This is a genomic window from Streptomyces glaucus, from assembly GCF_039533365.1.
Classification (GTDB): domain Bacteria; phylum Actinomycetota; class Actinomycetes; order Streptomycetales; family Streptomycetaceae; genus Streptomyces; species Streptomyces glaucus.
The window spans coordinates 188402-206624 of the sequence record NZ_BAAATK010000002.1; the positions used below are offsets into that span (position 1 = coordinate 188402).

The following is an 18223-nucleotide window of genomic DNA, read 5'->3' on the forward strand; positions in this document are numbered from 1 at the left end:
GTAGAGGGTGGTGCCGGTGGCCACGCGGTGGGCGGCCTGGAGGGGGGAGACGCCGGTGGCGTCCCGGGCGGCGGCACCGGCGCCCGGGACGCCGGAGGGCTGCCCGGCGGCACCGGCCGGCGCGTCGGCGGCCGTCTGCCCGGTGCCCGCGCTCCGCTGCTCCATGACCCCGCTGATGGTGGTGAAGGTGTAGCCCTGCGCCCGCATCTTCTCGATGTACTTCGGCAGCGCCTCGATCGTCTGCGAGCGCTCGCCGCCGGCGTCGTGGAACAGGACCGACGCGCCCGCGCCGTCCTCCGGCGTGGCCCACTCGACGATCTTCGAGACGCCGGGCTGCTTCCAGTCGTCGCTGTCGGTGTCGACGAAGACGCTGGTGTAGCCCTGTTCGCCGAGGGTCTTGTAGACGGGCCAGCTGTAGTTGTCGATGGCGTCCGTCTTCGAGGAGTAGGGCGCGCGGAACAGCGTGGTCGTGATGCCGGCGGCGCCCGCCAGCGCGAGCTGGGTCTGCTCCATCTCGCGGGTGACGCGGGCGTCGCTCTGGTACGACAGGTCGACGTGCGTGAAGGTGTGGATGCCCACCTCGTTGCCCTGTTCGACCAGGTCCTCCACGATGTCCGGGTAGCGCGAGACCATCGAGCCGACCACGAAGAACGTGCCGGGGACGTCGTACTTCTCCAGGATCTCCAGCACCTGGGGCGTCCAGGTGGGGTCGGGGCCGTCGTCGAAGGTGAGCGCGATCGTCTTGTCCGGCACGGAGAGGGTCGTGGCCTGGCCGCCGCGGAAGGTGAGGATCGGCCCGCCGTCGAGGACCTCGTCGGGCACGGCGCTGGAGCTGGCCCCGGTGCGCACCCGCTGGTCGCCGCCGACCTCGGCGCGCAGGTAGCCGTCGAGGAGCATGACGCAGATCAGCGCGAGCAGGAGCAGCAGGGCGAGGACGACACGCGGTTTCTGCAGCGCGGCGGCCTTGCCGGCGGCCCGTCCGATACGGGTGGGGGCGCGGCGGCGGCCGCGTGAGGACGTCGTCGTGGTCATGGAAGTGGCTGCGTTCCCGGTCAGTTGGGGGTCGCGGAGGAGACCGCGGTCGGGGCGGAGCTGGGCACGGCGCCGGTGGGCGGGGCGCCGGTGGGCGCGATGCCGCCCTGCGGCTGCATGCCCCCGCCCGGGACCGCGCCGTCGCGGGCGCCGCCGAAGGGCAGCAGCGAGGACGGGTTCAGGGAGGTGCCGATGCCCATGAAGGCGAGGCCGAGGACGAGTGCGTAGCCCGCGCAGACGGCACCGACGAGGAGGCCGATCCGGCGCAGCAGCTTCGCCCGGCGTCCGGAGTTGTCAACGAACACGGGTCCTTCCGCGGACTCGTTGCCGCGTTTGCGACGGCGACCGCGCGCGGCGGCGCGGTTTTCGATGGCAGGCTCGGATTGCATTCCCCGGATATTAGAGAGCCTTTGTGTGCCAAAAACCTTGACTGCCTTGTGAACACCCCATGAGAAATTCCGGAATCTGTGTTTTCTCTGAGAGGTCGCCTCGCCGCCGGCCCGGCCCACCCCGGCCCCGGAAGGGAGGAATGACCCGGTTTGCCGCCCGGATCGCCCGATTCGCCCTCCCTGCCTGTTCCTGCGCTGCGCGGATTCCGTCCGTGCGACTCCCAGGCCCGTGTGAGACATTTCCCTTCTCCGGAAACGAACTCCGTTTCCATCCTGAGACAGAAATCACCGAGAGCGGGTGCATGCACGATGCGGAGTTTCCTCAAGTCGACGGCCGGGGCCGTCTGTCTGTTCGCCCTGGCCACGTCGGGGTGCTCCGCCGGCCCCGGCACGACGTCCGCGGCGTCCTCCCGCTCCCCCTCGCCCGCCGCGTCCGGCTCCGCCGCGCCGGTCACCGCCTATGCTCCCTACGTGAGCGCCACCACGGCCTCCGGGAACGACTCCGCGGGCTCCCCGGCGGCGTACAACCTGGCGTTCGTGATCTCCTCCGGCAGCGGCTGCACCCCGAAGTGGGGCGGCACCCGCGCCGTCGACGACGCGGCGGTGGCGTCCCGGATCGCCGGGCTCGAGGAGTCCGGCGCCACGGTCCGGGTCTCCTTCGGCGGGGCCTTCGGCAAGGAGCTGGCGGCGGCCTGCGACAGCGCCGGGGAACTGGCGGAGGCCTACGCCCAGGCGCTGGACGCGGCCGGTGCCACCCAGGCCGACTTCGACATCGAGGGCGAGGAGCTGGCCGACTCCGACTCCGTCGCCCTGCGCTCGGAGGCGATCGCGCTGCTCCAGCGGGACCGCGAGGACCTGGCGGTCTCCTTCACGCTCCCGGTCATGCCCTCCGGCCTCGACGCCGACGGCCTGGCGCTGCTGGAGTCCGCCAACGACCACGGCGTGCAGGTCTCCACCGTCAACATCATGACGATGAACTACGGCGAGTCCTACGACGGCGACATGGGCGACTACGCCCTCGCCTCGGCCGAGGCCGCCCACAGCCAGCTGAAGGAGGTCTTCGGCCTGTCCGACGCGGCGGCCTGGCGGGGCATGGCGCTCACCTCGATGATCGGCGTCAACGACGTGGACGGCGAGACGTTCACGCTCGCGGACGCGGTCCAGGTGCGGTCGTTCGCCGAGGAGAAGGGGATCGCCTGGGTGTCGATGTGGGCGGCCTTCCGGGACCGGGAGTGCGAGGCCGGCTCCGAGGACTCCGACGACGCCTCGACCGACTGCAGCGGCGTGGAGCAGGATCCGGGGGCGTTCGCGCGGGCCTTCGCGGGCTGACCGGCACGCCGGTGCCGGTCGACGCCGCCCTGCGCCGCCCGCACGGCCCGCGCTGTCGTCGCAGCCGGCACGGATCGGTACCGGCCGGCGCTGCCCGGCCCCGGCCCGCGTCAGCGGGCCCGGCCGACGCAGGATCGGTGCCGGTCCCGGTTCAGCGCCCCCGGTACACCAGGCGCCCCGCGACGACGGTCGCCACGCAGGTCCCGGCCCCCCGCTCGGCCAGTTCCGCCTCGTCCCGCACGTCGAACACCGCGAACCGGGCGGCCGAGCCCCGCTCGCGCGGCGGCGCGAACGTGAGCGGCAGCCCCGAGGCGCAGGGGTCGAGGTCGGGGGTGCCGCCCGGGGTTCCGATCCGGCCCACCACGGCGAGCCCGGACCTCCGCACCGCGTCCCGGACGGCCCCCGGACGCAGCTCGCCGGCCGCCGCGACCGTGCCGTGCGCCAGCATGCGCTGCACCCCGCGCCGGGCGCTCGCGCCCCAGCGGGCCTCGTCCATCGCGAGCGCGGCCAGCGCGTCCCCGGTCAGCGGCCGGGTGCCGAGGGCGTCGGCCTCCCGCGGGTCGGGGTGGTAGGCCTCCTGGAGCAGCTCGGGACCGTGCGGGTTGACCAGCCCGGGCGTGAGGACGCCGGGCCACCGCCGCACCCGCGCCCCCGGATGGGCGGCGAGCAGTTCCTCCAGGCTCCCGGCGGCCTCGATCCACGCGCCGCGGACTGCGAGCGCGCGACCGCCGGAGTCGGTGTGGATCGTCAGCACGCGCGGCTCAGCTGGACGCGAGCAGCTTCAGCTCGGGGTGGGCGGTGCCGCCCTCGATCGCCGTCGAGGAGATGTGGGAGACCACGCGGTCGTCGACGGGGTCGTTCGCCGGGTCGTCGTGCACGACCAGGTGCTCGTAGGTCGTCGACCGCTGGGCGGGGACCCGGTCCGCCTTGCGGATCAGGTCGATGATCTCCAGCCGGTTGGAGCGGTGCCGGGCGCCCGCCGAGGACACCACGTTCTCCTCCAGCATGATCGAGCCGAGGTCGTCGGCGCCGTAGTGCAGCGAGAGCTGGCCGATCTCCTTGCCGGTGGTCAGCCAGGAGCCCTGGATGTGGGCCACGTTGTCGAGGAACAGGCGGGCGATGGCGATCATCCGCAGGTACTCGAAGATCGTGGCCTGGGTGCGGCCCTTCAGGTGGTTGTTCTCGGGCTGGTAGGTGTACGGGATGAAGGCGCGGAAGCCGCCGGTGCGGTCCTGCACGTCGCGGATCATCCGCAGGTGCTCGATGCGCTCGGCGTTGGTCTCGCCGGTGCCCATCAGCATGGTGGTCGTCGACTCCACGCCCAGCCGGTGCGCGGTCTCCATGATCTCCAGCCAGCGCTCGCCGGACTCCTTCAGCGGCGCGATGGCCTTGCGGGGCCGCTCGGGCAGCAGTTCCGCGCCGGCCCCGGCGAAGGAGTCCAGTCCGGCGTCGCGGATGCGCGTGATGGCCTCCTCGACGCTCACGCCGGAGATCCGGGCCATGTGCTCGACCTCGCTCGCCCCCAGGCTGTGGATGACGAGTTGCGGGAACTCCTTCTTGATGGCGGCGAAGTGCTTCTCGTAGTACTCGACGCCGAAGTCCGGGTGGTGGCCGCCCTGGAACATGATCTGGGTGCCGCCGAGTTCGACGGTCTCCGCGCACCGGCGCAGGATGTCGTCCAGGTCGCGGGTCCAGCCCTTGTCGCTCTTGGGCGGGGCGTAGAAGGCGCAGAACTTGCACGCCGTGACGCACACGTTGGTGTAGTTGATGTTCCGTTCGATGATGTACGTCGCGATGTGCTCGGTGCCCGCGTACCTGCGGCGGCGTGCGGCGTCGGCGGCGGCGCCCAGCGCGTGCAGCGGGGCGTCGCGGTAGAGGGCGAGGGCCTCTTCGGGGGTGATCCGCCCACCGGCGGCTGCACGGTCGAGGATGGGCTGAAGGTCGGCCTTCTCGGTCACCGGGCGTCCCTTTCGTCAAGGGGTGTGGACTTCGTCAAGGGGTGTGGACGGACCCGCCCAGCGTACGCCAGCCGTTTTCCCGGGCCGACGTCAGGCCGCGTACGCGCCGGCTGGCGATGCGCGGAACGCGCCGCCGGCCGGCGACGGGGACGGCCCGACCGTGCGCTCCGGGAACGTCCTTCCGCGAGGAGCAGCGGCGGCGTTCGCATCCGAGCGGCGCGCGTCTTCGTCCGCGGGCCGGCGAAAGAGCTGTGCGCCGTGTCGTGACGGCCTCCGACGACGGGCGGAATTCGCCCTGCTCCGGCCCGGCGGCGGCAATTCCCGCGCGGGGACGGCGAATCCGCGCCGCGAGCCGCCCTGTGCGACGCCCGGGATGCCCCGCGGGACGTCTCCTTCTTCCGCGTCCCTTTTCCTCCGCGTTCCTCCGCGCCCTCACCGCGGCCCTGAAGGCGGGACCGGGAGTTCCCCGCGCCGGCCGCCGGCCGGCGCGGCGGGACAACGCGCCCGGGGTACGCCGAGGCCCCGGATCCGGGGGATCCGGGGCCCGTGGGACAGGTGCCGTCAGCAGACGTCGGCGTGCAGGTGCACGTCCGCCGAGACGCCCTCGGCCCGCACGCCGGCGCCGACGCCGGCGGCGACGCCCACGTTCCCGACCTCGACGTAGAGGCCGGCCGCGGCACCGGCGCCGACACCCGCGTGGCCGCCGGCGACGTTGTCCAGGTCGGCGTCGGAGAGTTCGGCCGTTTCGACCTGGGGGGCGATGTTCATGGCGCGCGTTTCCCTTCGTGTCAACCGATTCGCGGCGGAGTTCACCTCGTTCCCGGAAATCGGGAAAGAATTCGGCGAGCTGCGCCCGCAGATCAAAACACGCCGTGGAGAAGACGACCAGTCACGCGCCGCCGGTACGCCGTGTTCGCGGCCCGCCGATTTCATGAATGTGACAGCGCGCTCACCGGCCGGCCCGTTTTCTTTACACAATCCACTGCCGAACTGCGCAGCCGCCCGTTGCGGACCGGCGCGCCGGCCGGCGGATCCGGCTCCGTCCGGCTCCCGCGCGGTTTCCGTGCGGTCTCCCGGTGAACGGTGTGCAGGTCCGCGGGATGTTCCGGGACCGCCGGACACGGCCCGGCCGTGCCCCGCCCCGTCCCGCCGCGGGGCCCGCCGGTGCGCGCCGGCGGACGCGCCGGGCGGACGGCAGGGGGCGGCGGGTCCCCGGCCTTCGCGGGGCCCGCCTACTCCACCCTGGACAGCCGTGCCTCGGGCCTGCCCGACTCCGCGCTGTCCGACTCGTACCGCAGGTCGTCGCCGACCGGGGTGAGGCGCACGGTGGCGGTGGCCTGGTTGCAGCCGCCGTGGTTGGTCCCGGCGCCGACGGAGGTCGCGAGGAGCTGTTCGTCCGTGGCCTGTTCCAGCGTCAGCACGTCGACGCAGACGCCGCCGAGCTGGTCGGTCTGCCGGAGCGTGCCCAGTTCCTCGCCCACGTCCGCCTGCCGGAGGGTGACGCGGAAGGTGCCGGCGGGCAGCTTGCCGTCGAGGGCGGTGCCCTGCCCCTCCCAGGTGCCGAGGTAGCGGGCGGGGACGGCGGATCCCCCGCCCGCGGTGGCGCTCGCGCTCGCCGACGGGGGCGGGGGCGGGGAACCGGCGCCGGAGTCCGCGTCGTCCCGCGTCCACCCCGGCAGCAGGTGGAACACGAACGCCGACCCGACCGTCACGGCCGCCAGCGCTCCCGCCACCGCGAGCGCCACCGTGCAGCTCACCCGTCGCCCGCGCCCCTCGGTCCCCGGCCCCGAGGCCGCCGTCACGGAGAGGGCGACCTTGCCGGGGCGACGGCCGGCGGACGAGCCGGGGGAAGCGGGGTCCGAGGAGCCCCGCGCGGGCGGGACGGTGTCCTCCGGCCGCGGCTCGCGCGGCTCCGGCACGGCGGCCCGCGGCGTCCCCGCCGTCGCCTCCGGCACGGCCGGCGGAGGCGGTCCGAACGCCCCCGGCCCCTCTGCCGGGGACCGGCCCTCCGCCGGGGACCCGTCCCCCACCGAGACCCGGCTGAACTCCACGGGCCCGGACGCGGGTTCCGGCGCGGGCCCCGGCACCGCCGCCCCCTCCCCCGTGTCCAGGTTCAGCAGGCGTACGGCGCCACGGCTGACCTGTTCCACCACGGGGCCCGGCAGCCAGCCGTCCGCGACCAGGCGGGCCGCGCCGTCGGGGGCCAGGCGCCGGGCCAGCTCGCCGGGGGCCGGGCGGTCGCCCGGTTCCTTCGCCAGGCAGGCCCCGGCCAGTTCCCGCAGCTCGCCGTCGAGCGCGCCGAGCTGCGGCTCCTCGTGGACGACCTGGTAGAGCAGCGCGGCCGAGGAGTCCCCGCGGAACGGCGGTTCGCCGGTCGCCGCGAACACCAGCACCGCGCCGAGGGAGAAGACGTCGGCGGCGCCCGTGACGTCCTTGCCGAGGATCTGCTCGGGCGCCATGTAGCCGGGCGAGCCGACCGAGACGCCGGTCGACGTCAGGGACGCCGTGCCGTCCAGGGCGCGGGCGATGCCGAAGTCGATCAGCAGGGGGCCGTCCAGGGTGAGCAGGACGTTGGACGGCTTGACGTCCCGGTGCACCAGGCCCAGTCCGTGCACCGCCGCCAGCGCCTCGGCCAGCCCCGCTCCCAGGACCCGCACCGTGTGGGCGGGCAGCGGGCCGCCGCCGTCCGCGACCGCCGCCGCCAGGGACGGGCCGGCGGCGTACGCCGTGGCCACCCACGGGACCGGCGCCCCGGGGTCCGCGTCCAGGACGGGCGCGGTCCACGCCCCGCCCACCCGGCGCGCGGCCGCCACCTCGCGGCGGAAGCGGGCGCGGAACTCCTCGTCCAGGGCGAGGTGCGGGTGCACGATCTTCACCGCGACCGTGCGGCCGCCGGCGCTGCGCCCCAGGTAGACCCGCCCCATGCCGCCGGAGCCGAGCCGGCCGAGCAGCCGGTACGGCCCGACGGAGACGGGCTCGTCGGCTTCCAGCGGCCGCATGGCGCCACCCCTCCCCCGTACGCCGGACGAACTCCCAGCAGAGTAGTGCGCCGCCCCCGTACGGCTCAGGGCTCCAGCAGATCGACCTTCACGTCGGCGGGGAAGCCGGTCGTCGGCCCGACCCGCCGGGCGAACTCGGCCACCGCCTCCAGCTGCGGGCCGCCGAGGCGGAAGTCGAGGGTCGTGAAGTACCGGGCGAGGGTCTCCTCGTCGAACGCCTCCCAGCGGGCCGCGTGCTCGGCGACCTTGTCGACCTCCTCCAGGGAGAGGTTGCGGGAGGCGAGGAAGGCCTCGTGCACCTGACGGGTGATGACCGGCTCGCGCTCCAGGTAGTCGCGGCGCGCCGCCCACACCGCGAAGACGAACGGCAGGCCCGTCCACTCCTTCCACAGCTGCCCGAGGTCGTGCACGTCGAGGCCGTAGCGGGGGCCGTCGAGCATGTTGGCGCGCAGGGCCGCGTCGCCGATGAGGACGGCCGCCTCGGCCTCCTGCATCATCAGGCTCAGGTCGGGCGGGCAGGTGTAGTAGTCGGGTGTCACGCCGAAGCGTTCCGCCAGCAGCAGCTGGGCCAGGCGGACGGAGGTGCGCGAGGTCGAGCCGAGGGCGACCCGGGCGCCGTCCAGGCGCTCCAGCGGGACCTGCGAGACGATCACGCAGGACATCACCGGGCCGTCGCAGCCGACGGCGATGTCGGGGAAGGCGACGAGCTGGTCGGCGTGCTTGAGGAACTCGACCAGGGTGATCGGCCCGACGTCGAGGTCTCCGCGCACGAGCCGCTCGCTGAGCTTCTCCGGGGTGTCCTTCGTCAGCTCGAAGTCGACGAGCGTGCCGGTTCTCGCGAGCCCCCAGTACAGGGGCAGGCAGTTCAGGAACTGGATGTGGCCGACGCGCGGCCGGGTGCGAGAATTGTCCACATCGCGAGACTAGACCCTGCCCGGAGCAGGGCGTTCCCCGCCCCCGCCGGGGGTCGGGCCCCGGGGGGTTCAAACATTCGGGTGACGTGATCTTGCCCTCTATTGCTTTCCGGCGACTGCGTGCTAGGCTCTTTCGCAAGTTGCAGTTTGGTTTCCTTGCAGTACAGAGCCTGCGGAGCATGTGACCGCGGGCTCTCGTCGTTCTCAGGCGGATGCAGTTGTGCAGAACTCGTCTTCACACTTGCTGGTTCTGGAGCAGGGCAACCCTTTGAGCCCAAGGAGGGCTTATGGCTACCGGAACCGTTAAGTGGTTCAACGCCGAAAAGGGCTTTGGTTTCATCGCCCAGGAAGGCGGCGGCCCCGACGTCTTCGTCCACTACTCCGCGATCAACGCGTCCGGCTTCCGGTCGCTCGAGGAGAACCAGCAGGTGTCCTTCGACGTCACGCAGGGCCCGAAGGGTCCGCAGGCGGAGAACGTCACCCCTGTCTGATCGATAGCAGTACCCAAGGAGCCCCGCGCCATCGGCGACGGGGCTCCTGCCCTTTTCCCGGCCTCGCCGCCGTCGCCGCCGTTTTCCCGGCCCCACGGCCGCTTGCCGACGCTCCGGCCGCTCGCCGACTCCACGGCCGCTTCCCGGTCTCGCCGCCGCTTTCCGGACGCACCATCGATTTTCGGCCTTTCCCTCGGTGAATTCCCGACGAATTCCTCCGTACGCGCTGTGCCGCGCGCCGCTGTCCGTGCCGCGTGATCGGCGCACCTGCCGTCCCGGACGCCGCGCCCGCCGGGTCCGCTGTGCGGCCGCCGGCCCCGGCGTGACGGAGATCGCAGGGGCGGCGCGGGCCGTGCGGGGGCGGGGCCGGCGGCCGGGACGGGGGGCGGGGCCGGCCGGTCGGAGCGGGGATGCGGACGGTGGCCGGGACGGGTGGCGGGGCCGGTCGTGTGCCGGTTCGGTGTCGGTAGGGTCCGCCGTCATGACCGACTTCCTGAGCGGCACCCGGGCCTTCTACGACGCCGTGGCCGAGGACTACGCCGCCCACTTCCGCGATCTGCTCGTCGTCACGCCGGTGGACCGGGCGCTGCTGGCCGCGTTCGCCGAACTGGTCGGGGAGGGCGGGCAGGTGGCCGACCTCGGCTGCGGGCCGGGGCGGATCACGGGGTACCTGGCCTCCCTGGGCCTGCCGGTGTTCGGCCTCGACCTCTCCGCGGCGATGCTGGCGATCGCCCGCCGGGAGAATCCGCGTCTGCGCTTCGTCCAGGGCTCGATGCTGGAGCCGCCGATCGCCGACGGGGCGCTCGCGGGCGTCGTCTCCTGGTACTCGTCGATCCACACCCCGGCGGACCGCCTGCCCGGCCTGTTCGCCGGGTTCCGCCGCGTCCTCGCGCCCGGCGGTCACCTGCTGCTCGCGTTCCAGGTCGGGGACGAGCCCCTGCGCCTGGACCGGCCCTTCGGCCATCCGGTCGCCCTGGACTTCGAACGGCGGCAGCCCGACCGTGTGGCCGGGCTGCTGGCGGACGCCGGTCTCACCGTCCTGAGCCGGACGCTGCGCGCGCCGGACGCGGGGGCCGGGGAGTCGGCTCCGCAGGCGTTCCTGATCGCCCGCCGCTCCGGGCCGTGAGTTCCGGCAGCAGCGTGGCCAGGCCCAGCAGGGCGAGGGCGGCGCCGAGCCAGAGGGGCGCGCGCAGCCCCCAGGCGTCGATCACCACGGCGCCCAGGGCGGAGCCGAGGATGACGCCGAGGGTGATGAAGGAGGAGTGGACGGTGTTGACCAGCGGTCCGGCGTTGCCGGCGCGCTGGACGCGGGTGACCATCGCCGGGTTCATGGTGACGCCGACCAGGCCGATGCCCAGCATGCAGACGACGGCGGGTGCGGGCAGGCCGGCGAGGACCGCGAATCCGGTGAGGAACGCCGCGTTGAGCAGCAGGCCGACGGCCAGGACGGCGACGGTGTGCTGGTCGGCGAGGCGGCCGACGACCGTGTTGCCCACGACGGTGGCGGCGCCGTAGGCGATGAGCAGGACGGGGACGGTGCCGGCGGAGAAGCCGGTGACCTCGGTGAGGATCGGGTTGAAGTAGCTGAAGGCGGAGAAGGTGGCGCCGATGACGAGCGTGCTGGTGGACAGTGCCAGCCACAGCCTCGGCCGGCGGAACACGCCGATCTCCGCGCGGAAGCCGCCCCCGTCCCCGGCCCGCTCCAGCCGGGGCACGCCCACGAGGGTCACCGCCGCGGCGACCAGCGCGAGCGCCGAGATCGCCCAGAACGCCGCCCGCCAGCCGAACCGCTCGCCGACCAGGGTGGACAGGGGCAGTCCGAGGAGCGTGCCGAGCATCAGGCCGTTCATGGCGACCGCGACCGCCCGGCCGCGCACCTCCGGGCGGGTGAGCCGGACGCACAGGGAGATGCCGACGCCGAAGAAGGCCTGGGAGGCGACGCCGGTGACGATCCGGGCGGCCATCATCGCGCCGTAGCCGGTCGCGGTGGCGGCCAGGACGTTGCCCGCGAGGAAGACGGCGAACAGGGTCATCAGCGCGTCGCGCGGCGGCAGCTTCATCACCGCCACGGTCAGGAACGGCCCGCCGGCCGCCATCGCCACCGCGAAGGCGGTGATCAGGTATCCGATCTGCGGGACGGTGACGTCCAGGCCGTCCGCCATCTGCGGCATCAGCCCGGCGACCACGAACTCGCTGGTCACCATGGCGAAGATGCCGAGTGCCAGGACGTATACGGCACGGGGCACGGTCCGGCTCCTTTGCTGTCGCTGTTATGGATTGATCAGTTCAAAACCAGGGTGTGCGCGGGCTCTCCGGCGGGCCCCTCCGTGGGGCCCGCCGGAGCCGGGGGATCGGGACGCCGGCGCGTCAGCGCGTCAGCGCGTCCATGGCGATCTCGGCCATCGCCTCCAGGGCGGCGCGGTCCGCGCCGCCCTGGCTGGAGACGCGCAGACCGGCGACGGTCGCGTTGAGGAAACGGGCCAGGGCGTCCGGATCGCGCACGGAGGTGATGCTGCCGTCACGCCGGCCCGCCTCCACCGCGGCCCGCAGGGCGGCGAGGCGCCGCGCGGTGTCGCGCTCCAGCAGGGCGGCGGCTGCGGGGTCCCGTGCGCCGAGTTCCACGACGGTGTTCACCCCCAGACAGCCCAGCGCGCGCCCGGCGGCCGCCCGGCACTCCGCCTCGCTCTCGATCACCTGGGCGAGCAGTGCGCGGATCCGGCCGGCGGCGGACCGCCCCGGCTCCTCCAGCACGGCCAGATGGGTCGCCGTCATGGCGTCCAGGTAGCGGGACAGTGCCCGCTCGAACAGGTCGTGCTTGCTCTTGAAGGTGTTGTAGATGCTGCTGCGCCCCAGCCCGGTGGCGTCGCACAGGTCCTGGGTGGAGGTGGCCTCGTAGCCCTTCTCCCAGAAGGTGCGCATCGCCGCGTCCAGGGCCCGCTCCTCGTCGAAGGTCCTCGGTCGGGCCATGACGGGACCGTAGCAGTTTTGGATTGTTCAGTTCAATACCGATGAGCAGCCGTCGGCGCGTCCGGCCGGCCCCCCGGGGGCAGTTCGGCCCGGACGGTCCTGCCGGCCACGCGGCCGGTGACGCCCCAGCGGCGGCAGAGGGCGGCGCACGCCTGGAGGTCGCCCGCCCCTGGCGCAGGTCCCCCCACGGCGACGGCGAAGGCGGCGACCGTCCCGAAGTCGCCCGCACCCCCGCACCGCCCCCGTCCGCGGCTCCGAGAACCCGGCGGCGGCCCGCCTCGCCGTCGCCCCCGCCGCCCGGGCGGGTTTCCTCGCGCCCCTCGTGGAGCGGTGATCGGCCGGGCCGCGCCTCACGTCGCGTACAGGCTCTCCACCACCTGCGCGTAGTCCCGCAGGATCGCCTCCCGCCGCAGCTTCATCGACGGGGTGAGGTGGCCTTCCGCCTCCGAGAAGTCGCGGGGCAGGACCGCGAAGCGGCGGATGGTCTCCGGGCGGGAGACCAGTTGGTTGGCCTCGTCCACCGCGTACTGCAGGACCGCCCTCAACTCCTCGTCGTCGACGAGGAGTTCCGGGGGCACCGGATGCTTGCCGATCATGCGGCGCCAGTGGGTGAGGCCGGCCGGGTCGAGGGTGATCAGGGCCGTGATGTAAGGACGGCGGTCGCCCAGGACCAGGCATTGGGAGATCAGGGGGTGCGCGCGCAGCCAGTTCTCCAGCGTGGCCGGCGCCACGCTCTTGCCGCCGGTGGTGATCAGGATCTCCTTCTTGCGGCCGGTGATCGTCAGGTATCCCTCGTCGTCGAGGCTGCCGATGTCGCCCGTCGGGAACCAGCCGTCGACAGCGGCGGGCACCACGCCGCCCGCCTGGGGGTCCCAGTAGCCGTGCAGGACGTGCTCGCCGGAGACGAGGATCTCGCCGTCGGCGGCTATGCGGACCCGGGTGCCCGGCAGCGGCCAGCCCACCGTGCCCAGGCGGGGCTTGAGCGGGGGCGTCACCGTCGTCGCGGCCGTCGTCTCGGTCAGGCCGTAGCCCTCCAGGACCTGGATGCCGGCGCCGGCGTAGAACGCGGTCAGGCGGCGGCCCAGCGGGGAGCCGCCGCAGATCACGTGCCGGACGCGGCCGCCCAGGGCGGCGCGGATGCGGCGGTAGACCAGGGGGTCGTGGAAGGCGCGGGCGGTCTTCAGGGCCCGGGTCGGGCCGGGGCCCGTGCCGGCCTGCTGGGCCTCCAGGGCCTCGCCGTACCGTACGGCGATGTTCACCGCGCGGTCGAAGGCCGGGGCCCGGCCGCTCTCCTCGGCCCTGGCGCGCGCGGTGTTGAAGACCTTCTCCAGCATGTACGGGATGGCCAGCAGGCAGGTCGGCCGGAAGGCCGCCAGGTCCGTCAGGAGGTCCTCGGCCTTCAGGCTGGGCGCGTGGCCGAGGCGGACCCGGGCGCGGACGCACAGGATGGACACCATGCGGCCGAAGATGTGGGACATGGGGAGGAAGAGGAGGACCGACGGCTCCTCGTTCGGCCTGCCCCGGAAGACCGGGTAGAGCAGTTCGGCCGCGTTGTCGACCTCGGCGAAGAAGTTGCCGTGGGTGAGGGCGCAGCCCTTGGGCCGGCCCGTGGTGCCGGAGGTGTAGACGAGCGTGGCGAGCATGGCCGGGCCCAGCATCCCGCGGCGCACCTCCACCTCCTGGTCGGGGAGCCGGGCGCCCAGCTCCGCCAGCTGTTCCACGTGTCCCTTCTCCATCACCCACACGTGCCGCAGGCCGGGGAGGTGGCCGAGTTCGGAGCCGATGGCGGCGGCCTGGTCGGACGTCTCGGTGATCAGGACCACCGCGCCCGAGTCGTGCAGGATCCAGCGGGTCTGGTAGACGGAGGAGGTGGGGTAGACGGGGACGGTGACCAGGCCGGCCGCCCAGGCGGCGAAGTCGAGCAGGGTCCATTCGTAGGTGGTGCGGGCCATGACGGCGATGCGGTCGCCCGGCATCAGGCCCTCGGCGATCAGCCCTTTCGCCACCGAGTTCACCTGGTCGGCGAATTGACGGGCCGTCACGTCGGTCCACCGCCCGTCCGGGGTCCGGCGGCTGAGCGCCACCGCGTCCGGGACGGCGTTCGCGTTCTCGAAGGGCAGGTCCGCGAGCGACCCGTGCCGCACCGGGGGCGCGAGCGGCGGCACGTACGCCTCCCTCACCACCCCGTCCAGCCGCAGCGTCTCCGGCTCCACGGGTCTGAGATCGCGGGCGTCGTCGTAGGCGGCGGACGGGGCGAAGGAGGGAAGGGGGGTGGACACGGGCGGCTCCTGGGACGCGCAGCGGCGGACGGCTCTGCTGCCTGAGGTACGTGCCTCGCGTGCCGAGGCGTTCACCGGCGGTCCCGCGCGCAAGGGGAGTCACCGCCGGTCAGGCTGTGGATCGTACGGTGCCCAGGTGGAGGGTTCGTGCGGATTCGGAGGTGGTCCGGGGACGGCGGTGTGCAACCTCGGGGGTTACGTGGGAGTAGGTCCCGTTCGCTTCCCGGTCTCCGTGACGCCCCGGCCGCCCGCCGCGCGCACCGGGGCCGGGCCGGATCCCGGAACCCCGCCGGATCCCGGAACCGGGCCGACGCACGGGGGCCCGGTCGGGTACGAAACCCCGACCGGGCCCCCGGGTGCCGTCGGTCATCCGTCAGGCGGCGACCGGCACCTGCTCCGGCTCCCGCTCCGGCTCCTCCACCGGCGAGCCGTGGGCGGTGTCGTACGCCTGGCGGTCGAGCAGGCCCTCGCGGGCCGAGACGAGGACCGGCACCAGGGCCTGGCCGGCCACGTTGGTGGCGGTGCGCATCATGTCCAGGATCGGGTCGATGGCCAGCAGCAGGCCCACGCCCTCCATCGGCAGGCCGAGCGTGGAGAGGGTGAGGGTCAGCATGACCGTCGCGCCGGTGAGACCGGCCGTGGCGGCGGAACCGACCACCGACACGAACGCGATCAGCAGGTAGTCGCCGACGCCCAGCTGGATGTCGAAGATCTGCGCGACGAAGATCGCGGCGATGGCGGGGTAGATCGCGGCGCAGCCGTCCATCTTCGTCGTCGCGCCGAACGGCACGGCGAAGGACGCGTACTCCCGCGGGACGCCGAGGCGCTCGGTGACCTTCTGCGTCAGCGGCATGGTGCCGACGGAGGAGCGGGAGACGAAGGCCAGCTGGATCGCCGGCCAGGCGCCCCGGAAGAACTGCAGCGGGTTGGCCTTGGCGACGCCGGCGAGCAGCGCCGGGTAGACGCCGAACAGGACGATCGCGCAGCCGACGTAGACGTCGGCGGTGAAGGTGGCGTACTTGCCGATCAGGTCCCAGCCGTAGGTGGCGATCGCGTTGCCGATGAGGCCGACGGTGCCGAGCGGGGCGAGGCGGATGACCCACCACAGGGCCTTCTGGAGGAGCTCCAGGACGGACTCGCTCAGGGTGAGGATCGGCTGGGCCTTCTCGCCGAGCTGGAGGGCGGCGATGCCGGCGACGGCGGCCATGAAGACGATCTGCAGGACGTTCAGCTCGGTGAACGGCGTGATCACGTCGGTCGGCACGATGCCGGTCAGGAAGTCGAGCCAGGAGCCGGTGGTCTTCGGCTCCCCGCCGTCCTCGGGGGTCAGGCCGGTGCCCGCGCCGGGGTTGGTGACCAGGCCGATGGCGATGCCGATGGTCACCGCGATCAGCGACGTGATCATGAACCAGAGCAGGGTGCGGGAGGCCAGCCGCGCCGCGTTGTTGACCTTCCGCAGGTTGGTGATCGAGACCAGGATCGCGAAGAAGACGAGCGGGGCGACGGCGAGCTTCAGCAGGCCGATGAAGGTCCCGCCGATCTTCTCCAGGGTGGTGACCAGCCAGGACAGGTCCTGGCTGCGCGCCAGCCAGCCGAGCAGGACGCCCAGGACGAGGCCGGCGAGTATCTGGGCCCAGAAGGGCACCGCCAGGGACTTCTTGTTCGACTTTGTATTCGATTGCGTGTTCGTGGACACGGACATGCTCCGAGGGGGACGCGTAGGGGCCGACGTGGGGACGTCCGGAAGCCGGCGGGCGGGGGCCGCCCGGAGGCCGACGTGACAGACGGGTGGCGGGACGTCAGGGACGACAGAAGCGACGGGGACGACAGGTCGCGGACGCGCACCGGCAGAGGTCCACATGCAGGCGCGCCACGAGCGGAAGACTCCGGGGCAGAGGGGACGCGGCTGCTGACATCACGCCCACGACCTTAACACTTGAACTTTGAGAGGCCCAAAGCCTGACTTTGACAGGCCGAAACACATCGGTGCCCGCACAACACAAAGCGCCCCGCTGTCCGGATGTCCGGACACCGGGGCGCCGTACGTCTGCGGCGGGCCCGGGCGGCCCTACGAGGGCTGCTCCTGGCTCTGCCCCTGGGACCGGGCCGCGTCGTCGGCGACGTCCTCCTGGCTGCGGTTGGCCTGCAGGTTCGCCTTCGCCCGGTCCACGCGCCGCACGATCTGCTCGGACGCCCGGTCGCGCTCCTTGCGCAGCACCACGAAGCTGATGGGCGCGGAGATCAGCAGGGCGAGCAGGACGATCCACAGACCGTTGGAGTCCCCGAGGCCGCGCGGGGCGAGACCCGAGTGGACGAGGCCCCAGACGACCACGAGGCAGCCCGCGAAGATCCCGAGGCGCATCAGCGTGTAGCGGAGCATCTCTATCCACTCTTCCGTGTAGACCGGCCGGAACGTTGCCGAAAGGGCACCGTCCAGTGAAGCACGCCGGGCCGCCGATCTTGACAGGGGGGCACGGAACAGGACGTACGGGACTCAGGTCAGCGGCAGCAGCATGATCACGTCGTCCCGGTCGTCGCCCGGGGCCACCCGGATCGCGCCCGGCACCCGGCCGACCTCCTTGTAGCCGCAGGAGGCGTAGAAGCGCTCCAGGCCGAGACCGCCCCGGCAGGTGAGCCGGATCGCCTCGACGCCGCCGAGGCCGCGGGCCGCCTCCTCGGCGGCCGCCAGCAGGTCACGGCCGTGTCCCCGGCCCTGGTGCCGGGGGTGCACCATCACGGTGTAGAGCCACACCCAGTGCGTCATCAGCCGGTGCGTGTTGAAGGTGAGGAACGCGGCCGCGGCCACCCGTCCCTCCTCGTCGTGGCCGACGAGCAGCCGGGCGCGCCCCTCCGCCATCGCCACGAAGTGCGTCACCAGCGCCGGCCGGACCTCCTCCCGCGTCACGGTCGGCACGAAGCCGACGGCTCCGCCGGCGTTGGTCACGTCGGTCCACAGATCGAGGAGGCCGTCGCGCAGGGCGGGGGTGACGGGGGGATCGAAAGTGAAGGTAAGAGGCACAAAGGGAGAGTATCCCTTACAGAAGTGCGCCCTCAACGGCGTTCCGCGGAGCGGACGCCGTCCCCGGCCCGGCACCCGGATCCGCCGCGTGCCGCCCGGCATCCGCCCTGCCCGTGCGGACCGGCGCCCCGCTCCCCCGCGCTCAGCCCAGCGCCTCCGCCGCCACCCGCAGGTCCGAAACCAGGCCCCGGTAGGCCTCCTCCCGGTCGTCCGCCCGCAGCACCGCCGACGGGTGGACCGTCGGCACCAGCCGCTCCCGGCGCCCGTGGATCTCCTCCTCCAGCACCGTCCCGCGCACCCGCGTGACCCGGAACGACGAGCCGAGCAGCGCCTTGCCGGCGGTGGCGCCCAGCACCACGATCAGCTCGGGTTCCACCAGCGCCAGCTCGGCGGCGAGCCACGGCCCGCACGCGGCCGTCTCGCGCACGCCGGGCGACTTGTGGACGCGGCGCCCGCCGGACGCGGCCCGGGTGAACTTGAAGTGCTTGACGGCGTTGGTGACGTACGCCTCGCCGGGGTCGATGCCCGCCTCGGCCAGCGCCCGGTCCAGCAGCTTGCCGGCCGGGCCGACGAACGGCCGGCCCTGCCGGTCCTCCTGGTCGCCGGGCTGCTCGCCGACGAGCATCACCCGGGCGTCCGCGCTCCCCGCGCCGAACACGGTCCGCGTGGCGTCCCGGTGCAGCGGGCAGCCCCGGCACCCGGCGGCGGCCTCGCGCAGGGCCGCCAGGTCCGCGTGCGCGGGGACGAAGGGCGCGGCGTCGTAGGCGTCCTCGGGCGCCTTCGCGGCGGGTTTCGCGGGGGACTTCGCGGGGGGCGGCATGCCGGGCGGGTACCCGCCCGGCCGGC

The 18223-nt window shown here is 73.5% G+C and carries 17 protein-coding genes; 3 read left to right on the top strand and 14 right to left on the bottom strand.

Going from position 1 to position 18223, the window contains the following annotated elements:
- Positions 1-1032, bottom strand: a 1032-nt coding sequence (locus tag ABD363_RS02345; protein ID WP_344599634.1) for a polysaccharide deacetylase family protein, incomplete at its 3' end; no start/stop codon positions are given.
- Between the two features lie 20 nt (positions 1033-1052).
- Entirely contained in the window at positions 1053-1337 is a 285-nt protein-coding gene (locus ABD363_RS02350; protein WP_344599635.1) for a hypothetical protein, read from the bottom strand.
- 393 nt (positions 1338-1730) lie between these two features.
- Between ABD363_RS02350 and ABD363_RS02355 the strand changes: the two genes are divergently transcribed.
- Positions 1731-2750: a chitinase gene (locus ABD363_RS02355; protein ID WP_344599636.1), complete on the top strand. Its 1020-nt coding sequence runs from the start codon at positions 1731-1733 to the stop codon at positions 2748-2750.
- A 151-nt stretch (positions 2751-2901) separates the two neighbouring features.
- On the opposite strand, the gene ABD363_RS02360 is transcribed toward ABD363_RS02355, so the two are convergent.
- The 5 genes from ABD363_RS02360 to ABD363_RS02380 form a co-directional block, all read right to left on the bottom strand.
- On the bottom strand, positions 2902-3504 hold the full coding sequence (locus ABD363_RS02360; RefSeq protein WP_344599637.1) for an imidazolonepropionase-like domain-containing protein: 603 nt from the start codon (positions 3502-3504) through the stop codon (positions 2902-2904).
- A 7-nt stretch (positions 3505-3511) separates the two neighbouring features.
- Positions 3512-4708, bottom strand: coding sequence for a cyclic dehypoxanthinyl futalosine synthase (mqnC, locus tag ABD363_RS02365; RefSeq protein WP_344599638.1), 1197 nt, complete (start codon positions 4706-4708; stop codon positions 3512-3514).
- 561 nt (positions 4709-5269) lie between these two features.
- Positions 5270-5476, bottom strand: a complete 207-nt coding sequence (locus ABD363_RS02370) for a hypothetical protein (protein ID WP_344599639.1) — start codon at positions 5474-5476, stop codon at positions 5270-5272.
- Positions 5477-5940: 464 nt separating this feature from the next.
- The gene (locus tag ABD363_RS02375; protein WP_344599640.1) at positions 5941-7707 is read right to left on the bottom strand and encodes a protein kinase domain-containing protein; all 1767 of its coding nucleotides are present in this window, start codon (positions 7705-7707) and stop codon (positions 5941-5943) included.
- Positions 7708-7772: 65 nt separating this feature from the next.
- Positions 7773-8621: a menaquinone biosynthetic enzyme MqnA/MqnD family protein gene (locus ABD363_RS02380; RefSeq protein ID WP_344599641.1), complete on the bottom strand. Its 849-nt coding sequence runs from the start codon at positions 8619-8621 to the stop codon at positions 7773-7775.
- Between the two features lie 287 nt (positions 8622-8908).
- Here ABD363_RS02380 and ABD363_RS02385 point away from each other — a divergent pair, with 287 nt between their 5' ends.
- Together ABD363_RS02385 and ABD363_RS02390 are read left to right on the top strand one after the other, a co-directional pair.
- Positions 8909-9112: a cold-shock protein gene (locus ABD363_RS02385; RefSeq protein ID WP_003992177.1), complete on the top strand. Its 204-nt coding sequence runs from the start codon at positions 8909-8911 to the stop codon at positions 9110-9112.
- Between the two features lie 481 nt (positions 9113-9593).
- Entirely contained in the window at positions 9594-10238 is a 645-nt protein-coding gene (locus ABD363_RS02390) for a class I SAM-dependent DNA methyltransferase (RefSeq protein ID WP_344599642.1), read from the top strand.
- Here ABD363_RS02390 and ABD363_RS02395 read toward each other — a convergent pair.
- The 7 genes from ABD363_RS02395 to ABD363_RS02425 all read right to left on the bottom strand — a co-directional run bounded on the left by ABD363_RS02395 (position 10144) and on the right by ABD363_RS02425 (position 18197).
- Complete coding sequence (locus ABD363_RS02395; RefSeq protein WP_344599643.1) at positions 10144-11358, bottom strand: MFS transporter; 1215 nt, start codon at positions 11356-11358, stop codon at positions 10144-10146. The genes ABD363_RS02390 and ABD363_RS02395 overlap by 95 nt on opposite strands.
- A 121-nt stretch (positions 11359-11479) precedes the next feature.
- A complete protein-coding gene (locus tag ABD363_RS02400) occupies positions 11480-12079 on the bottom strand; it encodes a TetR/AcrR family transcriptional regulator (protein ID WP_344599644.1) in 600 nt (199 codons plus the stop codon).
- Positions 12080-12429: 350 nt separating this feature from the next.
- On the bottom strand, positions 12430-14358 hold the full coding sequence (locus ABD363_RS02405) for an AMP-dependent synthetase/ligase (RefSeq protein ID WP_344599645.1): 1929 nt from the start codon (positions 14356-14358) through the stop codon (positions 12430-12432).
- Between the two features lie 373 nt (positions 14359-14731).
- On the bottom strand, positions 14732-16060 hold the full coding sequence (locus ABD363_RS02410) for a dicarboxylate/amino acid:cation symporter (protein WP_344599646.1): 1329 nt from the start codon (positions 16058-16060) through the stop codon (positions 14732-14734).
- A gap of 366 nt (positions 16061-16426) precedes the next feature.
- Complete coding sequence (locus ABD363_RS02415) at positions 16427-16738, bottom strand: DUF4229 domain-containing protein (protein ID WP_344599647.1); 312 nt, start codon at positions 16736-16738, stop codon at positions 16427-16429.
- A gap of 114 nt (positions 16739-16852) precedes the next feature.
- Positions 16853-17377, bottom strand: coding sequence for a GNAT family N-acetyltransferase (locus ABD363_RS02420; RefSeq protein WP_344599648.1), 525 nt, complete (start codon positions 17375-17377; stop codon positions 16853-16855).
- Positions 17378-17519: 142 nt separating this feature from the next.
- Positions 17520-18197, bottom strand: a complete 678-nt coding sequence (locus ABD363_RS02425) for a UdgX family uracil-DNA binding protein (RefSeq protein WP_344599649.1) — start codon at positions 18195-18197, stop codon at positions 17520-17522.
- Positions 18198-18223: the final 26 nt, after the last annotated feature.

Excerpts from the sequence above, each read along its gene's own strand:
- ABD363_RS02410 (WP_344599646.1), bottom strand. The coding sequence starts at position 16,060 with ATGTCCGTGTCCACGAACACGCAATCGAATACAAAGTCGAACAAGAAG.
- ABD363_RS02370 (WP_344599639.1), bottom strand. The coding sequence starts at position 5,476 with ATGAACATCGCCCCCCAGGTCGAAACGGCCGAACTCTCCGACGCCGAC.
- ABD363_RS02400 (WP_344599644.1), bottom strand. The coding sequence starts at position 12,079 with ATGGCCCGACCGAGGACCTTCGACGAGGAGCGGGCCCTGGACGCGGCG.
- ABD363_RS02415 (WP_344599647.1), bottom strand. The coding sequence starts at position 16,738 with ATGCTCCGCTACACGCTGATGCGCCTCGGGATCTTCGCGGGCTGCCTC.
- ABD363_RS02385 (WP_003992177.1), top strand. The coding sequence starts at position 8,909 with ATGGCTACCGGAACCGTTAAGTGGTTCAACGCCGAAAAGGGCTTTGGT.
- ABD363_RS02425 (WP_344599649.1), bottom strand. The coding sequence starts at position 18,197 with ATGCCGCCCCCCGCGAAGTCCCCCGCGAAACCCGCCGCGAAGGCGCCC.
- ABD363_RS02390 (WP_344599642.1), top strand. The coding sequence starts at position 9,594 with ATGACCGACTTCCTGAGCGGCACCCGGGCCTTCTACGACGCCGTGGCC.
- ABD363_RS02355 (WP_344599636.1), top strand. The coding sequence starts at position 1,731 with ATGCGGAGTTTCCTCAAGTCGACGGCCGGGGCCGTCTGTCTGTTCGCC.
- ABD363_RS02375 (WP_344599640.1), bottom strand. The coding sequence starts at position 7,707 with ATGCGGCCGCTGGAAGCCGACGAGCCCGTCTCCGTCGGGCCGTACCGG.